Below are 13,594 nucleotides of genomic sequence, written 5' to 3'. Positions count from 1 at the left end.
TTGAAAGAAGTAATAATCCTAGCAGGTGGACTTGGAACTAGGCTAAGAGATGTAGTAAAAGATGTTCCAAAACCAATGGCAGATATAAATGGTAAGCCATTTTTACACTACATTTTTAAATATCTTAAAGCACAAGGTGTTCTAAGAGTAATACTGGCTGTATCTTACAAAAAAGAATTTATAGTTGATTACTTTAGAGATAAATATTTGGGTATCGAAGTGAAATATAGCATAGAAAATTCGCCATTAGGTACAGGTGGGGCTATAAAAAAAGCATTAGAATATATAACTAGTAGCGAATGCTATGTGATAAATGGAGATACTTACTTTACTCCTTCTTTAGATGATATTCGACTTTTAGATTCTAGTATTTCTTTATCTTTAAAGTATATGACTAATTTTGATAGATATGGTTCTGTTGTTATAAATAATGGATATATAGAGAGCTTTTTAGAAAAAAAATATTTTAAAGAGGGCTATATAAATGCTGGAATCTATAAAATAAAAAAAGATATTTTTAATGGGTTTGTTTTAGATTCTAGGTTTTCTTTTGAAACTTTTTTAGAGATTCATTTTAGAGAGCTTAATGCAACTGGAATTGTATTTGATAATACATTTATAGACATAGGAATCAAGGAAGACTATGAGCTTTGTAAAAAACTTTTGCAAAATAATTAACATATAAGAGTTATTGAGTTAGAATAGACAATTAACTTAATTTTTAGGCTGTAATGATGAAATTTTTGGGTGGATTTTCTAAGGCTATTAGTATAGCTTTGATGTTTTCGGTTTTGTTTGTTTTTCCTGTTTTGGCCAATGATGATGAATCTAGATTAGAAGCTTATAATAAGCTAAGAAAAGTGATTGGCACTATTGAGAAGTATTATGTTGATGAATTAACTTTAAATGAAATTGTTGATAAGGCAATAAATGGTCTTATGTCAAATTTAGATGCACATTCTGCGTATTTGAATGAGGACAAATATGATGATTTAAAGATTCAAACAGATGGAGAGTTTGGTGGGATAGGTATAACAATATCACTAAAAGATGGTGGAATTACTATTGTGGCACCAATTGAAGGCACTCCTGGCGATAAGGTTGGTTTAAAAAGTGGAGATATTATCCTAAAGATAAATGATGAAAGCACATTAAATATGGATATAGATGATGCTGTTAGTAAAATGCGTGGAAAGCCTAGAACAAAAGTAAAGCTAACAATAGTCAGAAAAAATGAACCAAAACCTTTAGTATTTGATATCGTAAGAGATAACATTCAAGTTGAATCTGTGTATGCAAGGACAATAGAAGATACTAATTATGCTTATGTGCGTGTAACTTCATTTGATAAAAAAGTAAGCCAAAGAGTAGAAGATGAGCTTAAGAAATTCAAAAAATTAGATGGAATCATTTTGGATTTAAGAAATAATCCAGGAGGATTACTAAATCAAGCAGTTGAGCTTAGTGATTTATTTATTAAAGATGGTGTAATTGTATCTCAAAAGGGTAGGATTAAAGATGAAAATATAGTTTATAAAGCTACAAAAAGAACGCCTTACGCTAACACCCCTTTGGTTGTATTGACAAACAATGGAAGCGCTAGTGCAAGTGAGATTGTAGCTGGTGCTATACAGGATAATAAAAGAGGGATAATAGTAGGAGAGAGCACATTTGGTAAAGGTAGTGTGCAAGTTATATTACCAACCGAAAAGAAGGAGGCATTAAGACTTACAATTGCTAGATATTATCTCCCTAGTGGCAGAACAATACAGGCAGTAGGTGTAACTCCTGATATAAAAGTAGAGCCGGGTGTTGTGCCACATAGTGATAATCTCTTTAGCATAAAAGAGGCTGATTTGCAAAAACATTTAGAGGGTGAGTTAGAAAAGGTGGAGAATACTAAAGCTAAGAATAAAAAAGATGATAAGTCAAAAAACACAATAACACAAAAACAAGTGCTACAAGATATACAATTAAAAAGTGCAATAGATGCACTAAAGATATTTTCTGTGATATAGGAGTTGTATATGGAAAAGTTAGAACAATTATATGAAGGTAAAGGTAAAAAGCTATACAAGACTAGTGATTCTAAGTTGGTTATTTCAGAATTTAAAGATGATTTGACTGCGTTTAATGCTAAAAAAAGAGGTAGTGAGAGTGGCAAAGGTGCATTAAATTGCAAAATTTCATCTGAAATTTTTAAACTTTTGGAAAAAAATGGTATCAAAACACATTATGTAGAAACATTAGACGATAATTTGATGCTTTGTAAGCTCGTAGAGATAATCCCTATTGAAGTTGTTGTTAGAAATATAGCAACAGGTTCTTTAAGTAAGAGGTTGGGTATTAAAGAAGGCGAAGTATTGCCATTTACTTTGGTTGAATTTTATTATAAAGATGATTCTCTTGGTGATCCTATTATAAATGATGAGCATGCGTTGATTTTAAAATGCGTTAGTTCATTAGAAGTACTAGATAAATTAAGAGAGATAGGTAGAAAAGTCAATGATGTATTAAGACCATTTTTTGATAGCAAGAATCTTAATTTGATTGATTTTAAGTTAGAGTTTGGAATGTGTGATGGTGAGATATTGTTAGCAGATGAGATTACTCCTGATTCTTGTAGATTCTGGGATAAAGATACAAATGAAAAGCTAGATAAAGATAGATTTAGACAAGATTTAGGTAATGTCAAAATGGCTTATGAAGAAGTCTTAAAGCGTATTTTAGGCTAATAGGAGTTTATGTGATAGTTGAAGTAAAAGTAAGATTAAGAAGTGGAATCTTAGACCCTCAAGGTAAAGCTATACACCATGCATTGCTATCATTGGGACATAATAGCGTAAGCGATGTTAGTGTTGGCAAAATAATTACACTTAACATAAATAGTGATGATAAAGAAAAGGTTAGGCAAGAAGTTACAGAGATGTGCGAGAGTTTGTTGGCTAATGTAGTTATAGAAGATTATGAGATATTGTTATGAGTGTAGCTATTTTACAATTTTTGGGCACTAATTGTGAATATGATATGGAGTATGCATATTCTTTACTTGGGGTAAAGACAAAGATAATTTGGCATAAAGAAGAATCTTTACCAAGTGATACTAAGCTTGTCGTAATTCCGGGTGGCTTTAGCTATGGTGATTATTTGAGAAGTGGTGCTATTGCTAGGTTTTCTCCGATTATGAAGAGTGTTATTAAGTTTGCCAATGATGGTGGATATGTGCTTGGGATTTGCAATGGTTTTCAGATATTGCTTGAGAGTGGATTATTAGATGGTGCTATGAAGAGGAATGAGAATCTACACTTCATATCAAAGAGTGTAGATTTAGAAGTGGTGGATAATAATAATGCATTTTTATCAAACTTCAATACAGGTGATATGGTTAATGTCCCTATAGCCCATGCTGATGGTAATTATTATATTGATAATGTAGAAGAATTAGAAAAAAATAATCAAGTGATATTAAGGTATAAAGATAATATAAATGGTTCTATTAACAATATAGCAGGAATCTGCAACAAGCAAAAAAATGTTTTTGGTCTTATGCCACATCCAGAAAGAGCGGTGGATAGTCTTCTTGGCAATGATGCTGGACTTAAAATGTTACATGGGTTTGTAAAGTCTAGGATTCTATGAAAATTTTTATATATTTTCTATTTTCACTATTATTGTATGCACAAAGCGATGTGTCATTAGATTCTAGCTTGACTAGGACTAATGATACAATAGAACAACAAGAAGCCATACAATCAAACGAGCTAACAAAAGAAATCAAAGAATTAATCTACAATAGTAGCAATCAAAACAATATAACAAGTGAGTCAAATAGCACTACAAGCATTCAAAATAATGCTGTTATTACAAAACATATTTACTTAAATGTGGTTAATTTTTCTAATGATATTTTGTATGTAAATCAAATAATTCCTATTGATTTTAAGATGTTAGTTTTTGGAGATTATTCCACGATAAAGACGGAATTTATTATAGAAAATGATAGTGTTGCTATTTTAAATCCGCAGGAAAATTGGATATTAGAACCAGATTCTAGCTTGAAAAATACATTTTATTTTCAAATAAAGCAGACAAGCTATTCAATACCTAAGCTAAAAGTTACGATAAATACAAGCGATGGAGAATTCACAGAAAGCACGGATTTTATGCGTGGTAAAGCAATCAAGCTTGATAGAAAGGGTAGATATTCTCAAGTTATTGCAAATGATTTAAGAATATTAGATACAAAAATTACAACTTATGATTCTGAAAATAATCTAGCTGTTTTTCAACTTGCTAGTAAAGTTGGTAATTTGTTTGATTTTTACTTAGATAATTATTCTCAACAGGGCATTGAAAGCAAAGATGGAAATTACAAAGAATCTGTAGCATTTTATTATGTAATAGTGCCAAAGTCTTTAGGTGTTATTTCTTTTGATTATTTTAATACACAGCAATCAAAATATGTTGAATTACAAGTTGAAAATATCCCTCATGATGAGAGGGTTAGCACTCAAAGCGATATAAAGCCAAAAAACAATTTGCAATTTTTTAAAGTATCTATAATTTTATTTTTATTACTGATTTTTATTGGACTTTATTTTTATAAGAGGAAAGTTATTTTTATTGTTGTATTTGTAGCATTGCTTGTAGTTTTGTTTGTGGTTTTATCTTCTAGGAGTGAAGCGGTGTTAAAGGCAAATATACCAATTAGGATTCAGCCTACCTTTAACTCTACAATAATTATGACAACAAATAATGTATTAGAAGTTAAGATTTTAGATGATAAGAGAGGATATTACAAGGTTTTATTAGATGATGATAGAATAGGGTGGGTTAAGAAGAATGATGTCCAAAATTAGAGCCTTTAATGCTGTAGTATATGTGCTAGTTGTTGTGCCTTTTGCTATTTTGTTTATGTATATGTTTGGGCGATATAATAGGGTTATTAGGCGATTTGTTGCTAAAATATTTTTAAAGATATTTTGTGTGAAATATGAGGAGATTGGTAGCATAGATAAAGAAGCACAAATTTTAGTAATGAATCATCAAAGTTTCATGGATGTAATAGTATTAGAGGCTATATGTCCTCTTAATTTATGTTGGATTGCCAAAAAGGAGTTAGGTGAAGCTTTCTTGTATGGACATGCACTAAAGGCACCAAAAATGATACTTATAAATAGAGAGAGTAAAAGAGAGATAATAAGGCTACTTAAAGAAGCAGAAGATAGATTGCATAACAATAGAGTGCTATGTATCTTCCCAGAAGGCACTAGATCAAAAGGAGGAGAGAAGCTATTACCTTTCAAGCAAGGAGCTAAGGTTTTGATAGATAACTTTAAGTTAAAGGTGCAACCGATAGTGTTTTTTGGAACTAGGGCTAATTTAGATGTTGGTGCATTTAAGTTTGATAATTCCAATTTTACAATTAAATACTTAGAATCTTTTATTCCTAGTGGAGATGATTGGTATAACGAACTTAAAGAATTAATGCAAGATGAATATACAAAAATTTATACAAAGAGTGATATATGCATGGGCGAATAGTCAGATATTTAAGCAGTAATGGCAAGGGGGTAGTTATAAACTCTTCTAAAATGCTTTTTGAATTCACAAAAGAGACATGGCATGATATGAAGGTTATGCCTATGGTGGGTATGTATGTTGAATTTAGGTGCAATAATGACAATGTGATTACTGATTGTAGGGTATCTAAGTTTCAAGAATTTGGTGGAAATACTCTAATTAGTGAATATGATTTTTGGCATAATGATACTGATGAACAATTAGAAACGCTCCAAAGCAACATAAGAGCACAAATGGTGCAAAAGATATACAAGCAAACAAACTACGATAACATCACAACTATCCCACTTACTATCAAGCTTGTAGATTCAATTAAGTGTTATTTTAAAGAAGAATTTTTAGCAATTTCATTTTTAAATGATTTGCATTTATCAGATGGTGAGTTTTTGTATGATTATTTTTATGTGAAAAAATTTGTTCCAAAGGCACTTGATAATTTATTAAACATAGATAAAACAATAAAAAAAGATGATTTTATGGAAGAGTTAAGTGTTGTTGCTAGACTTGAGACAGCATTTAGGGAGTTTGAGAGGAATCAAAACTTGAATGTCAAGTATATCTTTGAGCAGTTTTTTCTATCGCAACAATGTCATTTTCAGGCATTACTTGCAGCAATAGATAATGCTAGAGATTCAAAGGCATTTGCTACAAAAAGGATTGCTAGTATTAAAAGTGAAGTATCATTGCTAAATAGGCGTATTGAGAGTAAACTAAATGTAAGTGAAAGCAAGGCAAAAAAAGAAAAACTAGAATCTGAAATGAATCACCTGCTAAGTGAAGAGCAAAAGTTAGAGTATAAATTTACAACACTAATGTCATTAAAAGAGCAGTTTGAAAAGCATTATTTTGAAGAATTTCAAAGCTTGTTTGCAAAGACATATCAAAGGATTTATAAAAAGATAAAAAGCGGACTTGATATTTGCTTTAGCATTTTAGATGATAAAATTTATAGCAAAGCACTGCATTCTGTGTCTTTTGAAAAAATCTATTTTAAAAACCCAGAAAATGAAATGGTTCCAATTACAACATACTATATAGAACAATATTTAGATAGGTTAAATAAACATAAACTAAATGAATATGACAACTTGCTCTATCATCATATAAACAAGTTAAAAAAGCAACATAAGAGATATTATCTAATAGTTACTTCAGATGAAAAAGAAGCTATGGAAATGAAGCTAAAGATTCTTGCACAAAATAAGTTTAATTGTGTTAAGACTGCATATAAGCATACTATGTATTTTGCATATATGAGTGAGACAAAATTTGACAAGATATATGTTGATAAAAATAATATTTGGAAGGATATAAACTCCCTAATTAAAGAGGGCAGAATGCTAAAAACCAATGAAAAAACTCCATTTTTATTGATTACAAAACAATCCAAAGAAAATCGCTTTGGGTTTGCAGATTGATAAATGTGATATAATTTGGGCTTTTTCGAGGATATAATGAAAACTACTAAAGATAATAAAAACGGATTTGAAATTTTTGGATTTAAAAAAAATATTTTAAGAGGTATTAAGGAAGCTGGGTTTAGTGAGCCAAGCCCAATACAACAAGAAGCAATACCTATAATACTAGATGGATTAGATGTAATAGCACAAGCACAAACAGGCACTGGTAAGACTGCTGCATTTGGACTTCCTCTTTTGCAAAAGATGAAAAACAATGGTGAAATTGAAGCATTAATTATAACTCCAACTAGAGAATTAGCTATGCAAATTAGTGATGAGATTTTTAGGCTTGGGAAGTTTAATAATGTAAAGACGGTCTCATTATATGGCGGACAACCAATAAAAAGACAAATAGAGCTTTTGGGCAAAAAACCACAAGTAGTAATTGCAACTCCCGGTAGGCTATTAGATCATTTGCGTAATGATAGATTAAAGAATTTTTGTCCTAGATTTGTTGTTTTGGATGAATCTGATGAAATGCTTGATATGGGATTTTTAGATGATATTGAAGAGATTTTTGAGTTTTTATCAAATGATAGGCAGACACTTTTGTTCTCTGCGACAATGCCAACGCCAATAAAGCACCTTGCACAGAAGATTTTGGATAATCCAAAGTTAATAAAAATAACGCCTGATAACACAACAAATACTGATATTTCTCAAAGGTATTACATAATTAATGAAAACGAGAGAGAAGAAGCTATTGTTAGGCTTATTGATAGTGAGATTCCAAATAAGGCAATAATTTTTACGCGAACTAAAAAAGAAGCAGATATTTTATGTGAAAGATTGCTTGATAGGGGTTATAACGCACTAGCATTGCATGGGGATATGGAGCAAAAAGATAGATTAAAATCCATAAAAAGTTTCAAAGAATCTAAAATTAATATCTTGGTTGCAACAGATATTGCAGCAAGGGGGCTTGATATTAGTGGGGTTAGCCATGTGTTTAACTTCCATATACCGCTAAACTCTGAAAGTTATGTGCATAGGATAGGTAGAACCGGCAGAGCTGGTAAAAAGGGGGTTGCAATCACTCTTGCTACTCCTTTAGAGTTTAAAGAAATAAGAAAGATAAAAGAAAGCACAAAGGCAAAAATAGAGCTATATGAGATTCCATGCATACAAGATGTTTTGCATAATAAAGAATCAAAAATGATAGAAAATATACTAAAACAAGATATAAGCGATGAATCTTTGCGACTTTATGAGCAACTTAGAGGCAATGTAGATATAGCACAATTAGTTTGCAAATTATTATCCATGATACTAAAAGAAAGCATAGTCATAGGACCAAATAAAATAGGTTATAAGAAAGAGGATTTAATAAGATTCAATAATGAGCTAGAATCCATAAAGAAAAAAAAGCAACCTAGAAGCAGAAATCATAGAGATAGAAAAGATACTAGAAACAAAAGGGATTCTGGGGGTAAAAACACAAAACAAACGGATAGCAAAAATCATAAAAGGAGAAAATGATGGATTTTCAACCATATCCTTTTGAAAAATTAAATGATTTAATAAAAGAGATTCCAAAAAAAGATGGCTTAATATCACTTGGCATTGGTGAGCCACAATTTGATACTCCAGAGTTTATCTGTAATGCTGTTTGTGAAGATGTAAAGTTATTTAATAAATACCCAAAAACTGCAGGTGAAGACTTTTTAAATAACGCAATTATTGAATACGTGAAAAATAGATTCAATATAGAGATTGCTAGAGATGAAATAGTCTCAACATTTGGCACTAGAGAAGTTTTGTTTAATTTGCCTCAATTTTTACTTTTTAATAAACAAAATCCTACAATAGCTCACCCAAATCCATTTTATCAGATATATGAGGGAGCTACTATTGCCTCTAAGGCAAATAGTATATATATGAATCTAACAAAAGAAAATGGGTATAAACCAACATTATCTAAAGAAGATATGGAGAAATGTGATGTTGTAATACTTAACTCTCCAAATAATCCAACTGGAATCTCTCTTAGCATAGATGAGTTACAAGAGTGGGTTGAAAATGCACTGACATATAACTTCGTGCTTATAAATGATGAGTGTTATAGTGATATATATTCTCTAAATCCACCATGCTCTATCCTTGAAGCAAGTATTAAGGCAAATAATAAAAGCTTCAAAAACATCTTAGCTATAAATTCTATCTCCAAAAGATCTAGTGCTCCTTCTTTAAGAAGTGGATTTGTAGCAGGAGATAGAGAAATACTACAAAAATATGCAAGATATAGAACATATGTTGGAGCAGCTTCTCCAAGCCCACTGCAAAGGGCGGCTTCACTTGCATGGCGTGATATAAAAAGTGTAGAAGAAAATAGGCAAAAATATAAAGAGAATCTGCAATTAGCAAGTGAGATTCTTAGCATTAGTGTGCCTAGTGAGACATTTTATGTTTGGCTTTATGTTGGTGATGATTTGCAATGGACTAAGGAGTTGTTATTAAGAGAGAATATATTAGTTTTACCGGGTAGCTTTCTATCTAGGTGTGATAATGGTATAAATCCGGGCAAAGGATATGTAAGATTGGCATTGGTTTATACGCAAGATATAATAAAAACTGCATTACATGGGATAAAAAAGTGTCTATAAAAAAGATTCATTTTATCGGTATAGGTGGTATTGGTATATCAGCACTTGCTAGATATATGCAAAGTAAGGGGATTAGCATTACTGGTTCTGATGTGAGCGAAGGGGTGATTACTAAGCAATTAAAAGAGGCTGGAATAATAGTTCAAATCCCGCATGATTCAAGCATTATAAATGACCAAGATTTAATAATACACTCAAGTATTATTAAAAGTGATAATGTGGAATTGCAAAAGGCTAGGGAAAAAAATATCAAAATAATGTCAAGAAAAGAATCTCTAAAATGGATACTAAAAGATACACAAGTATATGCAGTAGCAGGAGCACATGGGAAAAGCACGACAAGTGCAATACTATCTTCTATAATGCAACATGCAAACTCTCTAATAGGGGCTTTAAGCAAAGAGTTTGATTCAAATGTTAGAGTTGTGTGTGATGATAGGGCATGTGATAATGTTGTTGTTTTTGAAGCTGATGAATCTGATAAGAGTTTTTTAAACTGCAATCCATATTGTGCGATTGTAACAAACGCAGAACCAGAACATATGGAGACTTATGAGCATAATTTAGAGTTGTTTTATGGAGCTTATAGAGAGTTTTTGCTTCTAGCAAAAAAAAGAGTGATTAATGCAGAAGATAGTTTTTTGGGGAGTTTAGATATCCCATGTATAAAGCTATATCCAAGCAAAGATATAAGCGATGTTAGCTATATTTTGGATAATAATATCCCTAAGACCAAATTTAGATTAACACATAAAGATATAGATTATGGATATTTTGAATGCTATGGAATAGGAAAACATATAGCATTAGATGCGTCTTTAGCGATACTTAGTGTTGTGGATTGTATTGGGTTAGATGAGATTAGAGAAAATATAAAAAAGTTTGTAGGAATCAAAAAAAGATTCGATATTTTATGCAATGAAACTTGTGTGATTATTGATGATTATGCACATCACCCAACTGAAATTTCTACAACTATAAAGGCTTTAAAGATATATCAAAATTTAATAAAAGCAGATTCTTTATGCGGTATATGGCAGCCACATAAATATTCTAGGTTGTGCGATAATTTAGATTCTTTTGTTGAGTGTTTTTATGGGCTTGATAGACTAATTATTCTACCTGTGTATTGTGTGGGAGAAGAACGAAGAGAGATTGATTTTGAAAAGTTATTTGCAAAGTATAATCCTATTTTTGCTGACTATGTAAAGAGGGTTGGAGATAGCTTAGAGATATATAAAGATAATAAAAAGATTCTAGGTCTTAATAGCGGGATTATAGCTGGGTTTAATGCAGGAGATTTGACTTATCAGTTAAGAGGTGGAATTTGATGCATTATTGGCTAATTGTAATTTTAGTTGTATTGGTTATTTTGTTAATTGTGCAATTACTTGTTAGGTTTGAGATTCTAAGTGCTAATGCTAGGTTTGTTGTTGGTGGAGTGTTGTTGTTTGTTGCAATTTGTATTGGTATTTTTACTTCTATGCAAGATAAAAATGAAAGCTACATAAGGCAATTATCAGAAGTTTTCTTGCAAGGTAGAAATATCACATGCAAGTTAAATGGTGATAATATTGATGTTAATAATACGAAGTTTAATTTTGTAAGTGGCACACTTAGTGTGATAGGCAAGGAGGGGGAGTATTATAAAGTTAATATTCCTCTTAAGAATTGCCATAAAGAGTAAGTATGGAGTTAGTTAAAAAGCTTGATTTAGAAGAGTATATATCACTTTTTGAGACCTTTTTAGCACGAAAGAAGGATATAAAGCTAGAGGGTGATAGCAAGATTCACCTAAGCTACATAAAAGAGCTAGAAGACATAGACTTTACTTCGCCAAAAGAGGTTAAAAATTTAGATAAAGAATTGCAACTTTTGCGTAAATTTGGGCATTTGCACCTAGATGATATTTTTGAATTTGTAAAAATTATCAAATATTTTTTATATCTAAAGTCATTAAAGTCAATTTTAGATACCAAAAGCCTTTTAGATAAGTGGATTAGCGGGATTAATATCCCATCACCAATACTTGAGATTACAAAGACCTTTAAAGATAATGGCAAGATAAAAGAGGGTGTATATTTAGAGCTAGATTCTGTGTGTGAGAGCATAAGGATTATAAAAAGAGATATACAAAACATCTTAAGAGAATATCTGCAAAAGGAAAGTTTAATACCATATTTGGTTGATAGTCAGATACATTTGGTAGATGATGAGGACTGCCTATTACTTAGGGCTGGGTTTAATAATGTATTAAAAGGAAGCATAATTAATAGGTCTAAGTTTGGGTTTTTTTATGTTGTGCCAAGTCAGATTGCGTCCATGAGGGATAAATTAAGCACTCTTGCAAACAAAAAAGAAGAATTAATTTTTGAAATTGCTAGGGACATATCACAAACTTTTACTAAGAATCTATTGTTTTTGAAATTCATAAATAGGGAGTTTGATAGATTTGATAACTATCAAGCAAGGCTAAATTTTGCTAGGGTTAAAAATTTAGAATTCTTACTTACAAAAGATTCTAAGAATCTTAAAATATGTGAATTTAAACATCCGGCATTAAAAAATCCAAAGTCCATAAGCATTAATTTTAGTGGCGATATACTTATGATTACAGGTGTAAATGCAGGTGGTAAAACAATGCTACTAAAGTCTATTTTAAGTGTTGTGTTTTTGTCAAAATACCTAATTCCTATGCCTATTAATGCATCTAAATCAGCAATTGGTAATTTTAAATTTATCGATTTAATATTAGATGACCCACAAAGTAGCAAAAATGATATTTCCACATTTGCAGGACGAATGCTAGCATTTAGTGAGATTTTAAAGAAAACAGAAGGAATAATTGGAGTAGATGAAATAGAGTTAGGAACTGATAGTGATGAGGCAGCTTCGTTATTTCAGATTCTACTTGATAATTTAGCAAGTAAGGGAAATAAAATAATTCTAACAACTCATCATAAGCGTCTAGCTTCACTAATGGCTGGGGATAGTAGAGTGCAGTTATTAGCTACATTGTATGATGAAAGAAAAGAGATTCCAACTTATGAATTTTTAGATGGAACAATAGGCAAAAGCTATGCATTTGAGACTGCTATTAGATATGGCATACCAAAAATGCTAATAAATAAAGCAAGAGAGTTGCATGGAGCAGATAAAGAAAGATTAAATGAATTAATAGAAAACTCTGCCAAACTAGAAATGAAGCTACAAAATAAAATAAGAAATGAAAATTTAAAACTACAAGAGCTAGATAATAAGCTACAGAATCTAAAACACAAAGAAGAAGCATTGCAAAATGAATTTGAAGCTAAAAAGCGTGAGTTAGAGAGAATCTACAATAATGCAATTAATGAAGCCAAAGAAGCAGTCAAGCTAAAAAGCTCACAAGAGATTCATAGAAAATTAAATACAGCAAACAACATACTAAAAGCAATTAAAGAGCAAAAGGCTATAAAAAGTATAGAGGTAAAGGAATTTAAAATAGGAGATAGTGTAAAATACGGCAACTCTAAGGGGGTTATTTTGCAATTGCAAAAAAATGTAGCTTTGGTGCAAATGACCGATGGCATGAAGCTTAGAGTAGGGATTGATAAACTAAAGCATACTCAAATCCAACAGACAAAGCAAAGTAGCTTCAATGTAGAAACTCCAAAGAATGCAAATGTAATGCTTGATTTGCATGGTATGAGGGGAGAAGAAGCGCTTGAAGCGTTAGATGAGTTTATATCAAATAGTCTAATAGCAGGGTTTGATGAGGTTTTGGTATATCATGGAATTGGAACTGGTAGGCTTTCATCTTTGGTTAGGGATTTTTTGCAATCTCACCCAAAGGTGGTAGAGTTTGTAGATGCCCCACAGAAATCTGGTGGATTTGGCGCAAAAATCATAAAACTATAAAGGAAAAATATGAAAAAGTTTTTATTTTTATTAGGAATTATTGCTTCA

At 31.1% G+C, this 13,594-nt stretch carries 13 protein-coding genes; all 13 read left to right on the top strand.

Going from position 1 to position 13,594, the window contains the following annotated elements; genetic code table 11:
* The 13 genes from PF021_RS04795 to PF021_RS04735 all read left to right on the top strand — a co-directional run bounded on the left by PF021_RS04795 (window position 1) and on the right by PF021_RS04735 (window position 13,546).
* The gene (locus PF021_RS04795; protein WP_271021285.1) at window positions 1–678 is read left to right on the top strand and encodes a sugar phosphate nucleotidyltransferase; all 678 of its coding nucleotides are present in this window, start codon (window positions 1–3) and stop codon (window positions 676–678) included.
* Window positions 679–779: 101 nt separating this feature from the next.
* The gene (locus PF021_RS04790) at window positions 780–2,018 is read left to right on the top strand and encodes a S41 family peptidase (protein ID WP_271021491.1); all 1,239 of its coding nucleotides are present in this window, start codon (window positions 780–782) and stop codon (window positions 2,016–2,018) included.
* A gap of 9 nt (window positions 2,019–2,027) precedes the next feature.
* A complete protein-coding gene (gene purC, locus PF021_RS04785; RefSeq protein WP_271021284.1) occupies window positions 2,028–2,735 on the top strand; it encodes a phosphoribosylaminoimidazolesuccinocarboxamide synthase in 708 nt (235 codons plus the stop codon).
* Window positions 2,736–2,746: 11 nt separating this feature from the next.
* Window positions 2,747–2,983: a phosphoribosylformylglycinamidine synthase subunit PurS gene (gene purS / locus PF021_RS04780; RefSeq protein WP_271021283.1), complete on the top strand. Its 237-nt coding sequence runs from the start codon at window positions 2,747–2,749 to the stop codon at window positions 2,981–2,983.
* Window positions 2,980–3,639: a phosphoribosylformylglycinamidine synthase subunit PurQ gene (gene purQ / locus PF021_RS04775; protein WP_271021282.1), complete on the top strand. Its 660-nt coding sequence runs from the start codon at window positions 2,980–2,982 to the stop codon at window positions 3,637–3,639. Before purS ends, purQ begins: the two co-directional genes overlap by 4 nt.
* Window positions 3,636–4,859: an SH3 domain-containing protein gene (locus PF021_RS04770; protein WP_271021281.1), complete on the top strand. Its 1,224-nt coding sequence runs from the start codon at window positions 3,636–3,638 to the stop codon at window positions 4,857–4,859. The genes purQ and PF021_RS04770 overlap by 4 nt, the downstream gene beginning before the upstream one ends.
* Window positions 4,846–5,544, top strand: a complete 699-nt coding sequence (locus PF021_RS04765; protein ID WP_271021280.1) for a lysophospholipid acyltransferase family protein — start codon at window positions 4,846–4,848, stop codon at window positions 5,542–5,544. The genes PF021_RS04770 and PF021_RS04765 overlap by 14 nt, the downstream gene beginning before the upstream one ends.
* A complete protein-coding gene (locus tag PF021_RS04760) occupies window positions 5,529–7,001 on the top strand; it encodes a hypothetical protein (protein WP_271021279.1) in 1,473 nt (490 codons plus the stop codon). Before PF021_RS04765 ends, PF021_RS04760 begins: the two co-directional genes overlap by 16 nt.
* A gap of 36 nt (window positions 7,002–7,037) precedes the next feature.
* The gene (locus PF021_RS04755; RefSeq protein WP_271021278.1) at window positions 7,038–8,522 is read left to right on the top strand and encodes a DEAD/DEAH box helicase; all 1,485 of its coding nucleotides are present in this window, start codon (window positions 7,038–7,040) and stop codon (window positions 8,520–8,522) included.
* Complete coding sequence (locus PF021_RS04750) at window positions 8,522–9,646, top strand: succinyldiaminopimelate transaminase (RefSeq protein ID WP_271021277.1); 1,125 nt, start codon at window positions 8,522–8,524, stop codon at window positions 9,644–9,646. Before PF021_RS04755 ends, PF021_RS04750 begins: the two co-directional genes overlap by 1 nt.
* Window positions 9,643–10,977, top strand: a complete 1,335-nt coding sequence (gene murC, locus PF021_RS04745; protein ID WP_271021490.1) for a UDP-N-acetylmuramate--L-alanine ligase — start codon at window positions 9,643–9,645, stop codon at window positions 10,975–10,977. The genes PF021_RS04750 and murC overlap by 4 nt, the downstream gene beginning before the upstream one ends.
* Window positions 10,974–11,333 carry a hypothetical protein gene (locus PF021_RS04740; protein WP_271021276.1) on the top strand — a complete coding sequence of 120 codons (360 nt, stop codon included), beginning with the start codon at window positions 10,974–10,976 and terminating at the stop codon, window positions 11,331–11,333. The genes murC and PF021_RS04740 overlap by 4 nt, the downstream gene beginning before the upstream one ends.
* Before the next feature lie 2 nt (window positions 11,334–11,335).
* Window positions 11,336–13,546: an endonuclease MutS2 gene (locus PF021_RS04735; protein ID WP_271021275.1), complete on the top strand. Its 2,211-nt coding sequence runs from the start codon at window positions 11,336–11,338 to the stop codon at window positions 13,544–13,546.
* Window positions 13,547–13,594 lie beyond the last annotated feature (48 nt).

This window comes from Helicobacter ibis (genome assembly GCF_027859255.1).
Classification (GTDB): Bacteria; Campylobacterota; Campylobacteria; order Campylobacterales; family Helicobacteraceae; genus Helicobacter_D; species Helicobacter_D ibis.
Note: the sequence above shows the minus strand (reverse complement) of the source record. Positions and strands in the feature narration are given on the sequence as shown.

Bases quoted from the DNA above. Each gene is read 5' to 3' on its own strand.
- PF021_RS04790 (WP_271021491.1), top strand. From the start codon at position 780: ATGTTTTCGGTTTTGTTTGTTTTTCCTGTTTTGGCCAATGATGATGAA.
- purC (WP_271021284.1), top strand. From the start codon at position 2,028: ATGGAAAAGTTAGAACAATTATATGAAGGTAAAGGTAAAAAGCTATAC.
- purQ (WP_271021282.1), top strand. From the start codon at position 2,980: ATGAGTGTAGCTATTTTACAATTTTTGGGCACTAATTGTGAATATGAT.
- PF021_RS04770 (WP_271021281.1), top strand. From the start codon at position 3,636: ATGAAAATTTTTATATATTTTCTATTTTCACTATTATTGTATGCACAA.
- PF021_RS04765 (WP_271021280.1), top strand. From the start codon at position 4,846: ATGTCCAAAATTAGAGCCTTTAATGCTGTAGTATATGTGCTAGTTGTT.
- PF021_RS04760 (WP_271021279.1), top strand. From the start codon at position 5,529: ATGCATGGGCGAATAGTCAGATATTTAAGCAGTAATGGCAAGGGGGTA.
- PF021_RS04755 (WP_271021278.1), top strand. From the start codon at position 7,038: ATGAAAACTACTAAAGATAATAAAAACGGATTTGAAATTTTTGGATTT.
- PF021_RS04750 (WP_271021277.1), top strand. From the start codon at position 8,522: ATGGATTTTCAACCATATCCTTTTGAAAAATTAAATGATTTAATAAAA.
- PF021_RS04735 (WP_271021275.1), top strand. From the start codon at position 11,336: ATGGAGTTAGTTAAAAAGCTTGATTTAGAAGAGTATATATCACTTTTT.